Source organism: Erythrobacter sp. HA7-11 (assembly GCF_055693605.1).
On the sequence record NZ_JBVFUF010000002.1, the window covers coordinates 1,007,009 to 1,023,023 of the forward strand.

General features: G+C 57.9%; 9 protein-coding genes and 5 pseudogenes. 7 read left to right on the plus strand and 7 right to left on the minus strand.

Annotated elements, in window-relative coordinates; all coding sequences use genetic code 11:
- Window positions 1-3 precede the first annotated feature (3 nt).
- Together ygfZ and ACZ1GU_RS05255 are read right to left on the minus strand one after the other, a co-directional pair.
- A pseudogene (gene ygfZ, locus ACZ1GU_RS05250) lies at window positions 4-733 on the minus strand (CAF17-like 4Fe-4S cluster assembly/insertion protein YgfZ).
- Window positions 730-1,623 carry an ATP-grasp domain-containing protein gene (locus ACZ1GU_RS05255; RefSeq protein ID WP_472647032.1) on the minus strand — a complete coding sequence of 298 codons (894 nt, stop codon included), beginning with the start codon at window positions 1,621-1,623 and terminating at the stop codon, window positions 730-732. Before ACZ1GU_RS05255 ends, ygfZ begins: the two are co-directional and overlap by 4 nt.
- Before the next feature lie 82 nt (window positions 1,624-1,705).
- On the opposite strand from ACZ1GU_RS05255, the pseudogene pyrC reads away from it, so the two are divergent.
- Window positions 1,706-2,744, plus strand: a pseudogene (pyrC, locus tag ACZ1GU_RS05260) (dihydroorotase).
- On the opposite strand, the gene rarD reads toward pyrC, so the two are convergent.
- Window positions 2,741-3,649 carry an EamA family transporter RarD gene (rarD, locus tag ACZ1GU_RS05265; protein ID WP_472647033.1) on the minus strand — a complete coding sequence of 303 codons (909 nt, stop codon included), beginning with the start codon at window positions 3,647-3,649 and terminating at the stop codon, window positions 2,741-2,743. The pseudogene pyrC and the gene rarD overlap by 4 nt on opposite strands.
- Window positions 3,650-4,033: 384 nt before the next feature.
- Between rarD and ACZ1GU_RS05270 the strand changes: the two genes are divergently transcribed.
- Window positions 4,034-4,753 carry a hypothetical protein gene (locus tag ACZ1GU_RS05270; protein ID WP_472647034.1) on the plus strand — a complete coding sequence of 240 codons (720 nt, stop codon included), beginning with the start codon at window positions 4,034-4,036 and terminating at the stop codon, window positions 4,751-4,753.
- 18 nt (window positions 4,754-4,771) lie between these two features.
- Here the strand turns inward: ACZ1GU_RS05270 and astD are convergent.
- Together astD and ACZ1GU_RS05280 are read right to left on the minus strand one after the other, a co-directional pair.
- A pseudogene (gene astD / locus ACZ1GU_RS05275) lies at window positions 4,772-6,187 on the minus strand (succinylglutamate-semialdehyde dehydrogenase).
- A 167-nt stretch (window positions 6,188-6,354) separates the two neighbouring features.
- Window positions 6,355-7,796, minus strand: a pseudogene (locus tag ACZ1GU_RS05280) (protein adenylyltransferase SelO).
- Between the two features lie 84 nt (window positions 7,797-7,880).
- On the opposite strand from ACZ1GU_RS05280, the gene ACZ1GU_RS05285 reads away from it, so the two are divergent.
- The 5 genes and pseudogenes from ACZ1GU_RS05285 to ACZ1GU_RS05305 all read left to right on the plus strand — a co-directional run bounded on the left by ACZ1GU_RS05285 (window position 7,881) and on the right by ACZ1GU_RS05305 (window position 13,782).
- Entirely contained in the window at window positions 7,881-8,750 is an 870-nt protein-coding gene (locus ACZ1GU_RS05285; RefSeq protein ID WP_472647035.1) for an alpha/beta fold hydrolase, read from the plus strand.
- Window positions 8,747-9,853, plus strand: a complete 1,107-nt coding sequence (locus tag ACZ1GU_RS05290) for a glycosyltransferase (protein ID WP_472647036.1) — start codon at window positions 8,747-8,749, stop codon at window positions 9,851-9,853. Before ACZ1GU_RS05285 ends, ACZ1GU_RS05290 begins: the two co-directional genes overlap by 4 nt.
- A gap of 195 nt (window positions 9,854-10,048) precedes the next feature.
- Window positions 10,049-10,888 (plus strand): tetratricopeptide repeat protein, encoded by an 840-nt coding sequence (locus tag ACZ1GU_RS05295; protein WP_472647037.1) that lies wholly within the window; start codon window positions 10,049-10,051, stop codon window positions 10,886-10,888.
- Between the two features lie 51 nt (window positions 10,889-10,939).
- Window positions 10,940-12,288 (plus strand): annotated as a pseudogene (locus tag ACZ1GU_RS05300) (outer membrane protein assembly factor BamB family protein).
- Window positions 12,289-12,387: 99 nt separating this feature from the next.
- A complete protein-coding gene (locus ACZ1GU_RS05305; protein WP_472647038.1) occupies window positions 12,388-13,782 on the plus strand; it encodes a methyltransferase family protein in 1,395 nt (464 codons plus the stop codon).
- Here the strand turns inward: ACZ1GU_RS05305 and ACZ1GU_RS05310 are convergent, their stop codons facing one another.
- Together ACZ1GU_RS05310 and ACZ1GU_RS05315 are read right to left on the minus strand one after the other, a co-directional pair.
- Window positions 13,783-15,153, minus strand: a complete 1,371-nt coding sequence (locus tag ACZ1GU_RS05310; RefSeq protein WP_472647039.1) for a glutamate--cysteine ligase — start codon at window positions 15,151-15,153, stop codon at window positions 13,783-13,785.
- Between the two features lie 63 nt (window positions 15,154-15,216).
- Window positions 15,217-15,984: a 16S rRNA (uracil(1498)-N(3))-methyltransferase gene (locus tag ACZ1GU_RS05315; RefSeq protein WP_472647040.1), complete on the minus strand. Its 768-nt coding sequence runs from the start codon at window positions 15,982-15,984 to the stop codon at window positions 15,217-15,219.
- Window positions 15,985-16,015 lie beyond the last annotated feature (31 nt).

Consider the following 16,015-nt stretch of genomic DNA (forward strand, 5'->3'; position numbering starts at 1 on the left):
CGATTATGCGGTGAGTGCGGCTCGCTGCCACTCCGGCAGGGCCGAAGGATCAAGGTCTGCAACTCGCAAGTGATCGACCGCGACTCCGTGGTCGGGATAGGCGATCTTGCGGCGCTTTTCGTCCGATCTTTCAAGCGGAACGATGACCACGCGACGGTTGACCTTTTGCCGCCAATTCATGCGCGCGGTGTTTTCCTGACCGATGTAGCAGCCTTTTTCGAAGCTCACCCCATTAAGCTCGACGGCGTTCGTTTCGAGCCACAAGAGATCGCCGAATTCAGCGCGTCCTTCAGGCACGCCGAGTGAGAGCCGGTGCGCCAAATATTCTGCATCTGCCGACGGTGTATCATCGTACCGGGGCAATCCATCGCCAGCCCAGCTCTGGAAGCCTTGGATCGACTGAAGCGCCGTCACCATCTGTGGCGCCCCAGTGCACCGCGAGGCTTTCATCACGCGCAATCTCGATCTTGCGCCGCAGGCGATACAGCGAAAGCCGCTTGGCCAACTCATCCGCCGCATCTGCCTCGCAATCGAGCAGCAGAGCCTCGCCGTCGCGCCAGACGAAAAAGTCGAACATCGCCTTGCCCTGCGCGGAGAGCAGTGCGGCGTAGACTGGCAATTCGCCGCTCACGTCATTTGTCACAAGTCCTTGCAAGAACTCACCGACATTCTCGGTATTGTCGAGCGGCGAAAGGCGCAGGATCGCACGATTCTTCAGAAGAGTGGCGGTCATTGTTTCTCTAGTCTCTTTGCAATGGCGGACGCGATGCGCGGGCCAAGTTCCGGCCCTTGCTCGGGATAGAGATAGGGTTCCACCATCTCGGCTTCCATAAGCAACAGCGCGCCATCTTCGCCGCGCACCATGTCGATCCGAGCGTATAGCGGCGCATCAAACGGCAGGGCGGCAATGACCGCTTCGGCCTGAGCGAGATCGGAAGCGCCAGGGGCCAACTCCACCTCAGTTCCGCCGTAAAGCGATTGAATGCGGTATTCGCCGCTCGCCGCACGCTTACACAGCGAATGGCTGAATTCGCCATCGACAAAGAGGAAAGAGAATTCACCCTCGCTTTGGATCGAAGGGAGAAAGGGTTGGAGCATCGCGGCATGGCCATAGCGCCAATCGGCGGCAGGGAGTTCGTTCTGCGAGAACATGACTTGCCCTTCCGCGCCCGCGCCGACCTGACGTTTGACCACAAGCTTGTCGCAGCCGAACTCATCCGTTGCCGCTTTGACGTCATCGGTTCTCACATCATCGAGCCAGATGGTCGAGATCGTTGCTGCGCCAGCTGATTCGAGCTCACGCAAGTAGGTTTTCACCGAATTCCAGCGGACAATCTCTGCCGAATTGCACAGCTGCACCCCGCTCGTTTCAAGCGCATCGAGCTTCGCGAGATAGGCTGCATGATTGTCCTGATAGTTCCATGCAGATCCGAGCATTGCGAGGCGGATGCCATCGAAGGCCGACACATCAGCCTCCCAATCGATCACTTGCATCGCGATCCCGCGCTGGGCCAAGGCAGGTTCAATCGCCGCTACCATAAGGTCGTGTTCGTAGGCATCGCCTCGCCGTTCACCAGCGCCCGGTAAAGTGGTCGCGCAAGCCATAAATGCAATCGTCGTCATGACGTGACCCTCTAGGCGAGGCGATTGAGAGTGACCAGTCTGGGGTGGAAAACGCGTTCGCTCGGCTCTAGGGCTTCTGTCGATGACCGACACTTTGACCATCCGCCGACCAGACGATTGGCACCTGCATTTTCGCGACGAAGAGATCATGCGCGAAGTTGTTCCTTACACGGCCCGGCAATTCGCGCGCGCGATCGTGATGCCCAACTTGTCGCCGCCCGTGACCGACACGGCAAGCGCGGCGGCCTATCGCGAACGGATCATGGCGGCTCGTGCCAGACGGCGCCAGCTTCACGCCGCTTATGACGTGCTACCTCACGGACACGACCGATCCGGATGATCTGGTGCGCGGCGCAAGAGAGGGCGTATTCACCGCAGCCAAGCTCTACCCGGCCAATGCGACGACCAATTCAGCGCACGGCGTGAGCGATGTTGCGACGATCTACCCGGTCCTCGAAGCGATGGAGCGCGCAGACATCGTATTGTGCGTCCACGGTGAGGTGACCGAAGCCGATATCGATGTATTCGACCGCGAGGCTGAATTTATCGAACGACATCTGCGGACAATCGTGCGCGACTTTCCGGCGTTGCGCGTCGTTTTTGAGCATATCACCACGTCTGACGCGGCGGATTTTGTGAAGGCTTCCGGCGAAAACGTCGCCGCAACAATCACGCCCCAGCATCTGCACATCAACCGCAATGCTATGCTTGTCGGCGGCATAAAGCCGCATAATTATTGCTTGCCCGTCGCGAAACGAGAAGCGCATCGGTTGGCCCTGCGCAAAGCTGCCACCTCAGGGTCGCCGAAATTCTTCCTCGGCACTGATAGCGCGCCGCATCTGCGCAGCGCGAAAGAAAGCTCGTGCGGCTGCGCGGGCATTTTCAACGCGCCGAATGCCCTTGAGAGCTACCTCAAGGTCTTCGACGAGGAAGATGCGCTCGAGCACTTTGAAGCCTTCGCCTCGTTCAACGGACCGCGCTTTTACAAGCTGCCAGTCAATGAAGCGACCATCACGCTTGAGCGTGGTGAAACACAGGTTCCGGCCTCAATCGCGATGGCGAACGAAGAAATCGTGCCATGGCATGCTGGCGAGACTCTTGGCTGGCGGCTGGTGGACTAAACGGCTGGCGAGGCGCTGCGCCTCGTACGCACCCACAAGTCGCCGACGAAGATTGCTAGGGCTGTCCAGATAAGCAAGAAGCTGGCCAGCTGCACTGGCCGCAATTCTTGCTCAAAAACCGTAAGGCCAAGGATGAAGACAATGGTCGGGGCAAGGAACTGGATAAAGCCCAAGGTTGAATAGGGCATGCGCTTCGCGGCGATTGCGAACAGCAGTAGCGGGACGGCCGTCAGAACGCCTCCGGCAACGATCAATAGGCTCAGCCAAGCGTCGTTTACAAACGCTGATCCCGCAGGCGTTTGCGCATACCACCAGACGATCAGACTTGCCGGTGCCAATAGAATTGCAGACTCGATCGTCAATCCGGGCAAAGAGCCCACAGGAACTTGTTTTCGCACCAACCCATACAGCCCGAAGCTGAATGCGAGGCTGATGCTGATCCAAAGGGTGGTTAGCGCGCCTCCAAGGAGCAGCGCGACCGCCGCGCTGGCGATCGCAACTGCTAACCATTGCCAACGACTTAGGCGCTCGCCCAGAAAGAGCGTGCCGAGAAGTACGTTGAGCAATGGGTTGAGGTAATAGCCAAGGCTCGCTGCGTAGACCTGATTCTCCATGATCGCCCAAACATAGATGAACCAGTTTGCGGCGATCAGCGCCGCACTGACCGTGAGCAAGCCGAGCATGCGTAGCGACAAAATTGCATCTTTTAGGGCAGGAAACTGTCTGCGCAGGGCAACTATCAAAAGGCAGAACGGGAGCGTCCAGATGATCCGCCAACCGACAAATTCGAACGCCGGAACACTTTTTACAAGTATCAGATAAAGCGGTAAAAATCCCCAAATCAGATAGGCTCCGAACGCTGCGGGCAGGCCTGATGGCGTGCGTTCGAACTGGGGTGTTTCCATGGCCGAACTGGTAGAGACGATGATCGCTTTGCACAAGCCGTGCAAGGGGGCAGACCCGGGTCATTTTCGTACGTCGCGGGGTTACATATGTTTACAACCCTGCACGCATTGTTGCACCGAATTCAGAGAAATTCCGCTATGAAGACAGAAGAGAAAGCGGGGTGCTGCTCGGGGGCACAAAGTGAGTGGTTCCCGCTTTTTCGCCCAGATTATTGTCTTAGGGCCCATTCCCACCAATGGCCCAAGCGCGGCTCCCACCAGCCGCGGAAAGCGCTCTCAGGCCGCATGGCCTGGGGGCGTTTTCATTTCTCGTTTTCTAGCGTCTCCAAGTGGTCGACTAGGTGAAAATTAACCAAGATCGGTCAATGGGGGAGTATGCGGCTAATGCGTCCCTTTTCCCGATTGGTCATTGCGATCGGTGGAGCTTCTGCTCTGTCCGCCTGCGCGGATGATGCGGCGACGAAACTGGGTGACCAAACACGTGATCCTATTATTGCACGGGCGCTACATGATCCATTGATGGTGGATCCGGATCTCGCCTATCGCAATGAGGCGGCTGCTGCATTGACCTATGGTGCTGGTCAACCGTTGCCCGTTCTGGCTGGCAATGCTGAATTGGCGCGGCTTGCGCGCGATGATGCCCGTTTAGAGCTGTTAGAAGATGGCGCCATAGCCGAGTTGCCTGAGCCGAGCGACGCGAAATCAGCGCCAGAACTATCTGCTTCCACATCTGCGCGAGACCTTGTCATGGCGTTCGATGGTCCATCTGAATGCACGCAACATTTGAAAGCCGACTTTGGTTGGGCGACGCGCCTCGACCGCTCAGTGCCGATTTTGCCTCGCGGATATGTTCGAGCGGCAGCCGGCGTTGAGAGCGATACGTGCTCGATACGTGTCGTGCGATATCTGACACCCGCGACAGTCGACACTGCAATGGAATACCATTTCAATTGGGCCGTGAGATCCGGCCTTAAACCGGCAATCTATGAATCGCCCCAGTCAATGGTGATCGTCAAATCTGATGGAAGCTCGCAGGTCACAATCATACGTGAGAGCCCGAATGCGATGCGCCAAGTGGATTTGGTGTCTTGGCGGAAAAAGTGACTCGTGGGGCGCCTTGGCTTAGTCTTTGAGACCGATGCCAATATTAGCTCGTGGCTGTTCCATCTCAGTGCTGGCAACCGGATAGGCGCAGTAATCTGCGGCGTAGTAGGCTGCCGCTACCGGTGATTTCCGGAAAGGCCAATGCCGCCGAACGGCTGCGATGATGAAGCGCCATTGGTGGGTCGGTTCCAGTTGATAATACCTGCACGCACGTTGGCCCAGAAACGGCCAAAGTCTTCGGGAGATCCGCCGATCAACGAAGCGGACAATCCGAAACGCGTGTTGTTTGCTTCGGCTATCGCAAGGTCCAGATCGGGCACTCTGATGACTTGGAGGATCGGTCCGAACAGCTCGACATCCGGGCGATCTGCTACTTCGGTCGTGTCGATGATCCCGGGCGTTAAAAACGGCTTTTCAGGATCACTCCTACGCAAATGAGCCAATGGCTTGCCGCCCTCGGTTACGAGTGCGAGAAAACTTTGCTCAAGTTTGTCTGCGGCTTCATTGTCGATTACCGATCCCATGAACGGTTGCGGGTCAGCGAAGGGCTCATCAACTATGAGCTTGCGCGTGAGTTTGAGCAGAGCCTCCATCAACGGCTCATACATGCTTTCTTTCACGATCAACCTGCGCGCGGCGGTGCAACGCTGACCAGCCGTGGTGAATGCGCTTTGGACAATGAGAGATGCGGTATCGCTCACGATAGGCGTATCGGTCACAACCAGCGGGTTATTGCCGCCCATTTCGAGCGCAACGATCTTGCCAGGATTGGAAGCCAAGCGGCGGTTAATAGCAATTCCGGCCTGGACAGAACCTGTAAACAAGACACCGTCCACACCGCCGTGCGCGACCAATTCCTTCCCCTCTTCGGCGCCGCCGTAAACTAGCTGGATGACATCTTTCGGGATACCGTACCGCATGCAAGCATTCGACCAGCATTTCGCCAACTGCCGGCGTTTTTTCTGACGGTTTGAACAGGATCACATTACCAGCGATCAGCGCTGGAACGATGTGTCCATTGGGGAGATGTGCGGGGAAATTGTAGGGACCCAGAACAGCCATTACGCCGTGGGGCTTGTGGCGCACCGCAGATGTTCCCTGCAATGCGCTGTCCAGCCTCTTACGACCAGTGCGCTCGCCATAGGCATTGACCGAAATTTCGACCTTGCCCATTACGGCATCAACTTCCGTGCGGGCTTCCCACAAGGGTTTGCCAGTTTCGGTTGCGATCAGTTTGGCGAATTCTTCATGCTGTGCGCGGACCTGATTTACGAAGCGGCGCAAGAACTCAATTCGATTGGCAAGCGGGGTTCCTGCCCATTCAGGCCAAGCGCGGCGCGCCCGGCTTACTGCGGCTGCGACATCGCTCGCTTCGCTGCGCCAAATTTCTTCTCCCGTGGCGGGCGCATAAGAGATTAGTGTTTTTTCAGTCACCTACGATAACTTACCTGTGCTGGCGCGTTGGCCGCGCGCTGTTGTGTTATGCCCGGCGAGCGTCCTCCCAATCGCCGACGAACAGTCAACTAGTTTAGCTGTTGCGCAAAAGCTAGTGCGCCTCACATGATTACGACAATTGAACGCACTGAACCCGTAAGGTGGAATTACGCGATACCTGCCTTGGAGGGTTTCCGCAGCGCTTGTGTTTCCCCATGACTTGCGGGCGGCGGCGGGTTTCCGTGCGCTTCGGCCATGCGCCTGATCCGGGTGATTTTTTGTGTGAGCGGTGACCAATCATCATCGCTGTCAATCGCTGACCAAATGGTTTCGACCTCTTGGATCAACATGGATTCGGGCGTTTCGCCGTTCCAATAATCGTGGTTGTCGCCGATCGGCTGGTAGTCCGCCAGCGCTTCCGCGAGGTCGCCCGAGGCATGCTTCCCGCCGCGATGCTTGAAAAAGAACTCATCGGGCTGCGCTTTGCTCTCGCGCATCTCTTTTTCGCAGGCCGCGACAAGCGCCGTGTCGGTCTCCAGATCGCGCGAATGAAGCCCCAGTCGCCAACACCATCGTCGCGCGACAGCGGCCATGTATAGATCACCGTATCGGTTGAGGGCTGCGATGAGTGGTTCAGCTTCGCACACCAAACGCAAGGCAACAGCGAACTGCCCGCAATTCCAATGCAGTGCTTCGGGTTGGCGGTACCGAACGCGTAAAGCCCGCCATGATCGAAATAGGCAGCGGTAAAGCTAGGATCCCATTGCGGGAGCCAGCGCCACGGACCGTAATCAAAGCTCTCCCCCGTTACATTCATGTTGTCGGTGTTGAGCACGCCGTGCACAAACCCTGCGACCATATAGCTCGCTGCGAGATCGGCCATCCGCTCAACCACTTGATGCATTAGAATGACAGCTGGCTCATCGCGGCCCGGAGCATCCTCCGGGGGCAAGGAGCCGGGAAACTGCTTGAGGCAATAGTCGATCAGGGCCGTCATTTGATCACGTTCTTCGTGTGCAAGCAGGCGCTGGAACGTGCCGATCCGGATGTGCGAATGCGACAGCCGAACCATCACCGCTGAGCGGGCAGGCGAAGGCTCATCATCGCGCCACAGCTGTTCACCGGTCTCGATCACCGAGAATGTCCTGGAGGTGTTGACGCCGAGCGCTTCGAGCATTTCGGTGGCAAGGATTTCCCTTACCGCGCCTTTCAGCGTCAGCCTCCCATCTCCGCTTCTACTGTAAGGCGTTTGGCCGGAGCCCTTTGTGCCGAGATCGAGCAGCCGGTCATCGCCCCCTCTAAGCTGTGCGGCAAGAAATCCCCGTCCATCGCCAATGTCGGGATTGTAGTTGCGAAACTGATGCCCATGATATTTGAGCGCGAGGGGCTGCGATAGATTGCCAGGCAAGGGTTCAAATCGCCCGAAATGCTCTACCCAGTGTTCATCGGTTAAGTGCGCTAGGCCGACTTCGGTAGCTGCACGGTCATTGCGAAAACGAAGCCGCGTTTGCGGAAAGTCGGCTGGATCGACAGGCGAGCCAAGCCAGGGAGCCAAGTCATCGATCGGCGTATCTGGCCGGTAATCAGGATGTTGCGGTTCAGCGCTCATGCCGCGATAGTGGAGGTAAGCCATTCGCCGCGCAAGCGCTCGCGAACCAAACGGAACAGTTAATTGAGGGATTGCGGATAGCTCATGACGGGCATTTTTGAGGACCGGTACTGGACAAGTGAGGACGGTCTGGCACTGCATTATCGCGACTACGCCGGATCAGATGATGCGAATACGCGACTGCCGGTAGTTTGCCTTCACGGGCTAACGCGCAATGCACGCGATTTTGAGGATCTTGCCGAGCATCTCGCAAAGCATCGCCGTGTGCTTGTGCCCGAAATGCGCGGACGCGGGATGAGCGACTATGCGCCAACATCAGACAGCTACAATCCGGCAGTTTATGTTGATGATGTCGAAAAGCTTTTGGCCGAGCAAGGCATTGATCGTTTCATTGCGGTAGGGACATCGATGGGCGGCTTGATGACGATGTTGATGGCCGCTGCGAAGCCCGGGCGCATAGCAGGCGTTGTCATGAATGATATCGGGCCAGAGATTGATCCTGCAGGCATTGAGCGGATCGGCAGTTACGTCGGACAGCAGCGCAGTTATCCGACCTGGGTTCACGCGGCGCGGTCTATGGCGAGTGTCCATCAATCGAGCTTTCCTACCTATGATCTTGATCAGTGGTTGAAAATGGCCAAGCGCACCATGGTGGTCGGACAGAACGGGCGGATCAGCTACGACTACGATATGGCAATTGCCGAGCCTTTTTCGCAGCCGGGTAATGCCGCGCCGGCGGACTTGTGGCCGGCCTACAGCGCGCTCGAAAATGTGCCGATGGTATTGGTAAGAGGCGAATTGTCCGATCTGCTGTCCGAGGCGACAGTTCAGAAAATGGCTAACCGCAATTCAGCGATGACGCGTGTCACAGTCCCAAATGTGGGTCACGCGCCGACCTTGGACGAACCCGAAGCGCGCGATGCGATAGATGCACTTTTGGGCCAAATCGCATGAGCAAGTCCAAGACAGTGAGGGCGCATTCATCCGCCCCCAAGGTGCTTCACTGCCATTCGACTTTCTCGGCTGGAGGAAAGGAATTGCGCAGCGTCCATTTGATGAATGCGTGGGGAGGGCGGCTCGACCATACGATCATTTCCGGGCAGCCCGATCAATTGGGCGCTCATACAGCCATCGCCAAAACCGTGCCGGTGAGGTTTCCGCGTGATTTTCCTTCCTTGAGCGGATTTCCCTCACCTGGGCGATTGCAGAAAATTGCCAAGGCGCTGACCGCATATGACCTCGTGCTAACCTATAATTGGGGCGCGATGGATGTCGTCATGGCGCATACCGTATTCAGTCGCGCTTTCGACTTACCGCCGCTTATCCATCATGAAGATGGGTTCAACGAAGATGAGGCCGAGAAGCTCAAAGCCAGTCGTAATTGGTTTAGGCGGATTGCTCTGGGGCGCTCTGCGGCGCTAGTTGTGCCATCGGAAACGCTGGAAAAAATCGCGCTCGAAGTGTGGGATCAGCCGGGCGAACGCGTAGTCAGGATCCCCAACGGTGTGGACACTCTGGCTTTTGCCAAGACCCCTAAAGCAGACAGCCTGCGCGTGGTGAAACACAAGGGCGAGTTCTGGGTTGGCACTCTTGCTGGCTTGCGTCCGGTAAAACAGCTTACGATGCTGGTCGAAGCCTTCGCGGTGCTACCGGAGGAATGGCATTTGGTCATTCTGGGTGAGGGGCCGGAAAAAGACGCTATCCGTGCAGCGGCAGCCGAAGCAGACATAAGCCACCGCGTGCATCTGCCAGGGAAAGTCGCTGATCCTGCGTCAGCGGTCGGGCTGTTCGATATCTTCGCGCTCTCTTCAAAAAGCGAACAGTTCCCCTTGTCCGTGGTGGAAGCGATGGCGGCCGGCGTGCCAGTTGCAGCGCCAGATGTGGGGGATGTGCGAGAGATCGTAGCGGATGAAAATTGTGATCTGATCTGTAAAGCGAATTCTGCCGAGGCGCTGTCCCATGCTTTGAAGGCACTGGCTCAAGATCCTGATTTGAGGAAAAAATTGGTGAAGCAAACCGCAAAAGAGCGCTCGCCCAATTTGATAGAGCCAGCATGATCAAACGATATGAGGCGCTGTATGCAAAGGCGCTTGGCCGCGACTTTTAAGGTGGCTTGGCTGCGCGCTTAACCTGCTGTTCAACCGCAGATTGCTCAACTCTCTGGAGACTTTGGCCAGAGAGCATTGCGGTCGCTGCAATGCACCCCTAAAGCTGCGACCCATCATAGCTAAGACTTAACGGAAAGGGCCCACGTGGCGCTGACACCAAAGGGCGGGAAGACCGCCGAAGACGACAAGGCAGCGAAGAAGGCAGCAGAAGACGAGGTCATTCTGCGCGAAATCGACGAAGCCGTTCGCAAAGATGATCTTGAACAGTTCGGCAAGAAATACGGCACCGTTCTGATCGGCGGCTTGGCCGTCATTTTGCTTGGGTTTGGCGGATACCTGTTTTGGGATGCGCAAAAAGAAGGCGAAATGGAAGCTCAGTCTGAAGTGCTTGTCGGTGCGCTTGATCAAGTGGAAGCCAACAATTTCGACGCGGCCAGCGAAGCCGCGAGCGAGCTCTCGACAACTGGCGGGCCGGCTGCGAAGGCGAGTGCGCTGATGCTGCAAGCTGGCGCCGCACTTGAAAATGATGACAAGGCTGCTGCGATTGCTCTGTTTGCGCAGATCGCAGGTGACGAGAATACTCCGCCAGCCTTGCGCGATTTGGCGACAATTCGCGAGGTTGCGACCAATTTCGACGAACGCGAACCGTCAGAAGTGATCGAAAAACTGAAGGGGCTGGCCGTTCCTGGCAATGCCTTTTTCGGGAGCGCGGGTGAGCTGACAGCGATGGCGCACCTTGAGGCTGGGAACGATGCTGAAGCGGGCGCGCTGTTTGCTGCGATTTCGCAAGATGAGGGCGTGCCGGAAACCTTGCGCGCGCGCGCCCGCCAGATGGCTGGTTTGTTGGGTGTCGATGCGATCGAAGACCCCGAGGAACTGCTCGAAGATGAAGGGGTGATCGACGAAGACGGAAATCCTGTCGGCGGCGCCCCAGCAGGTGCGCCGACTCCCCGGCATAGTGATCGAGAGCATTCACGAAATTAAAAGGTGCCGAGCTATAACGCACCGCAAGGAAACAGTCTGATTGGACGGATGATGACGAGCATTACCAAGACTTCACGCAACGCATTGTTTGCAGGCGCATTGGCTGCGCTGGTAACGGGTTGCAGCGGTGGCCTGTTTGGCGGAGGCGACAAAAAGGCGACCCCGACAGTCGGCGAACGCACTCCCATCCTTTCGCGGATTGAAAGCGGTGCGACGGTCGATCCGTCTTTGGCGCAGGTCAGCGTCGTCCTACCTCCTGCTCAGACGAACGAAGCCTGGGCGCAGGTGGGTGGTTCAGCCAGCAAATCCTATGGTCACCTGGCATTGTCCGACACGCCGACAAGAGCATGGACGGCCCAGATTGCTGGCTCGAATGGGCGCACGCGTTTGGCAGCCGCTCCAGTTGTTGGCGGCGGCGCGTTGTTTGCGGTCGGAACTGACGGAACCATTCACAGCTTTGACTCGAAGACCGGCGCGCGCCGCTGGCAAATCTCTCCTGAAATGGAAGCCGACATGCGCCCTTCCGCTTTTGGTGGCGGCGTCAGCTATTCCGATGGCAGGCTATATGCCACTAACGGTGCTGGCGAGGTCAAAGCGCTGAACGCCGATGACGGAGCTGAAATCTGGAAGGTGAAGCCTTCGGGGCCACTGCGTGGCTCGCCAACCATCGCTTTCGGCCAAGTCTATGTGATGACGCAAGATAATCAGGTGTTTGCGCTGGACGCAGCAACTGGCGAATTGCTGTGGAATGATGCGGGCTCTGCCACGCAGGCTGGCGTTTTCGGCGTGGCCGCCCCTGCAGCGGGACAGGGCACAGTGATCGCGGGATATTCGAGCGGGGAGCTTTCCGCCTATCGCTATGAGAACGGGCGGACCCTCTGGGCCGACGCTCTTTCGCGGACCAATATTTCGACGCAAGTTGGCTCGCTCACCGACATCGACGCCGACCCGATTATCGATTCCGGGCGCGTCTATGCGCTTGGGCAAGGCGAGCCGGATGGCAGCCTATGAACTGCTTACCGGGCAGCGGATTTGGGAATTGAACCTGGCCGGGATATCTACACCAGCGATTGCGGGTGAGTGGATCTTTACGCTCACGGACGACGCGCGATTGCTCGCCATTGCCCGTTCAACGGGCCGGATCTCGTTGGATCACGCAATTGCCGCAATACCGCGATGAGGAGGACAAAAAGGGCGCGATTTTCTGGACCGGTCCAGTTCTCGCCGGCGGCCAGCTCTGGGTGGCAAGCTCGCGCGGTGCGCTTTATCGGATCAGCACTGGGGAGGGCTCGGCTCAGGGCTTCGCTGAGCTCGATGATCCGGTGAGCCTGCCGCCGATCGTCGCTGATAACATGATGTATTTGCTGGACGATGGCGGCACGATCCACGCTTGGCGGTAAGAGTCTACGGTTAACCGTTCTGCCTGTGCTGTTCCTCCCCGGGACGGCGCGGGTTTTCTATCCAAGCTGTTAACCCTTTGCCGCTAAGGGCAAGGGGCAATGAATGCGATCGCAGAAACGGACAGCGGCAAGACCGACAGCGTAGCTTACGCTCCGCCGTGCAGCGATGTGTCTGCGGGCGTTGGGTTCGCCGGCTTGCTGGGCATGCTGGTCTGGTTGCTGTTCTGCCGAACCTATCCGGCGATTGCAGAGTTTTTTGACATTCCCGGCCCGCGAGGTGTGCTGTCTGGTCCCTATGCGGCGCTTGCGACGATGCTGTTTACCGCAGGACCAATGGCGATTTGGTCGATCTTGGTCGACCGCGTGCATTTAAGGCCGTCCACAGGCCTAGATTGGTCACAAAAGAAATCTATGGCCGACACGCTCGAGGTCTCGATCGTCAAGATCGCAGGGCTATGGGCTACATGGGCGATCATCGCCGGATTGTACTGTCTCGCAAGGTGGTATTGGAACGGCCAATATCTGTTTGCGATGGAAGTGCTGGCATTTGCAGCAATTCCGCTCGTAGTGCTGACTGTTCCCTATGTGCTGTGGATCGACCGCTATATGGTCGACCCGCGCGATGGAGCATGGCATTTTGGTGCAATGCTGATCGGGCGCGAAGCGTTCGACGCAGAGGCGGTTAAGAAGCACTGGAGAGCCTGGATCATCAAGGCTTTTTTCGGCGCATTTATGATCTCGATCCTGCCGTTTGGCTGGGCACAGATTGTCCAAGCCGACATAGCCGCAATCTATCAGAACCCGGTCGAGCTGGGCCTGATCCTCATCGCGCTGCTGTTTGTAATCGACGTGCAGATCGGGACGGTCGGCTACCTTTTCACAATGCGCCCGCTCGACGCGCACATCCGTAGCGGCAATCCGTTTTTGGGTGGCTGGCTTGCGGCGCTTATCTGTTACCCGCCGTTTGTGTGGGGCATTATCGGCAACGGCCAAGTTCTAAGCTACGAGCACAATGTCGAGGGTTGGGGCTTTTGGTTTGATGGCAATCCAGCGCTGCTTTGGGTGTGGGCGGCGTGGCTCGTCTTCCTCACCGCGGTCTATGCATGGGCGACAGTTGCGTTCGGTATCCGCTTTTCAAACCTTACCTATCGCGGTGTGCTGACCAACGGACCTTATCGCTTCACGCGCCATCCGGCTTACTTAAGCAAAAACCTGTTCTGGTGGTGCTCGGTAATGCCGTTCCTCGTGACAAATGGGTCAATGACCGACGCGATCCGCAACACTTTCTTCCTGCTGGCGGTGAATGCGATCTATTACTGGCGCGCACGGACAGAAGAGGTGCATTTGCTCGCCGAGGATCCGAAATATCGCGAATACTACGATTGGATGGAGCGGCACGGCGTCATTACTGCTCCGCTTGCGCGGTTAAAGCGTGCGGTGCTCAGCCGCGGTCGGCGCGTGCAGGTTGGTTCCGTCGCCGAACCAGCCGAATAGTCAGAAGCTGTATTTGTAGACGCGGGTTATGTCCCCGTTCCATTCGCCGTGATAGCGATCAAGCAGGCGCTGCGCGGGCACTTTGCCGCTCGCGACGATTTCGTCGAGCGTTTCGAGAAATCCTGTCTCGTTGTCGCCGCTCAGGTTCAGTGCGTTGCGAGATTTGAGTCCTTGGCGCGCAATCGCCAGCACCTCTTTGCCCAAGTCCTGCATCGTACCGCCACCGGGAATTTGGGCATCTAGCCCCAGCTTGGGTGCATCATTGCGCAGGCGTTCACGCTCTTCCATCGACCAATCTTTGACCAGATCCCAGGCAGCATCAAGCGCGCCCTGATCGTAGAGAAGGCCAACCCAGAGGGCAGGAAGCGCGCAAATGCGGCTCCACGGACCACCATCGGCTCCGCGCATTTCAAGAAAGCTCTTAAGCCGTACCTCTGGGAAAGCGGTCGAGAGGTGATCCCACCAGTCGCTTTGCGTTGGCTTCTCGCCGGGTAGGGCGGGCAGCTTACCCTCAAGAAAATCGCGAAAGCTCTGTCCCGCTGCGTCGATGTATTTGCCGTCGCGGAACACGAAATACATTGGCACATCGAGCATGTAGTCGACCCAGCGTTCATAGCCGAAGCCGTCTTCGAATACGAAGGGGAGCATGCCTGTGCGATGCGGATCGGTATCTGACCAGATGTGCGAGCGATAGGAGAGGTAGCCGTTGGGCCTGCCTTCGGTGAAAGGCGAGTTCGCAAACAGGGCGGTCGCCAGCGGCTGCAGAGCTAGGCCGACGCGGAATTTCTGAGCCATGTCGGCTTCAGATGAATAGTCGAGATTGACTTGAATGGTGCAGGTCCGCAGCATCATGTCGAGGCCGAGATTGCCGACCTTGGGCATGTGCCGCATCATTATTTGATAGCGGCCCTTTGGCATCACGGGCAGCTCTTCGCGGGTCTTGTCTGGCCACATGCCGAGGCCGAGGAAGCCGATACCACAGCGCTCGCCAATGGCCTTTACCTGCTCAAGATGGCGGCCTGTTTCCGCGCAAGTTTCGTGCAGGTTTCGAAGTGCTGCGCCGGAGAGCTCTAGCTGGCCCGCAGGCTCAAGGCTAACCGCTCCGTCTTCGCCCTTAAGCGCGATGACATTGCCGTTTTCTTCGATCGGCTCCCAGCCAAATTCGCACAAACTCAAAAGGATATCGCGAATGCCGTTCGGTTCGTCATAGGACGGGGCGCGAAAGTCCTCGCGTCGATATACAAGCTTTTCGTGTTCGGTCCCAATCCGCCAATCTGCTTTGGACTTTTCGCCGCCTTGCATTGGCGCGACCAATTGGTCGCGGTCTTCGATGATCGGATCTTGCTCGCTGGAGGCTTCGCGCGTGCTCATGCCGGTTGCCTTAGGAAACTGATCTGCGAGTGGGAAGCGTAAATTGCATTGGGTGCAACGAAGTCAAACTTCGGCTTCGTCCAAGTCGTTCCAGTCGCCGGCCTCGGCCATCCAGACCGCGAGCGCGGCTATCGCAGCTGTTTCGCCGCGTAGAATACGCGGGCCGAGCGAGATTGGCTTGGCCGCAGGGTGGGCGCGGATGGCCGCACGTTCGGCATCGTCGAAGCCGCCTTCCGGGCCGATCAGGATCGCCGCGGCGCCCTCATGGTAGACAAACGCATCAGCCGCAAGCTCTCCGCCTTCTTCATCGGCAAAGAATAACGCGCGGTCGGCTGGCCAGTCACGCAGCATGGCATCGAGTTTCTGCGGTGCCAGGAGCTTCGGCAGCGCGGTGCGCGCGCATTGCTCGGCAGCTTCGATGGTGAGGGTGCGTGCCCGTTCCAGGTTGAGTTTGTCTGCGACACAACGTCGCGTAATAACGGGCTGGATCCGCGCGGCGCCCAATTCGGTAGCCTTTTCCAGCACCATGTCGAAGCGGTCCTTTTTCAGCAGAGCTGGGCAGAGCCAAAGGTCCGGAACTTCCTCACGGTCGCACAGTTTCTCGACCAGTTCGAGCGTCACATCGCGCTTGCCTGCTTCGACCACCCGCGCAGCCCATTCGCCTGTCACATTGTCGCACAGGATCACCGCATCGCCCTCTTGCACGCGCATAACCCGCGAAAGATAGTGACCCTGCTGGTCACCAATCATAAGAATCTCGCCTGCCGCAAGATCGTGTTCGACAAACAGGCGCGGCGCGCTTTTCGGGGGCCAAGATGGGGTCGCAGGCATGGCTTCCCCCTTGGCGTGCGCGCGGCTAGAG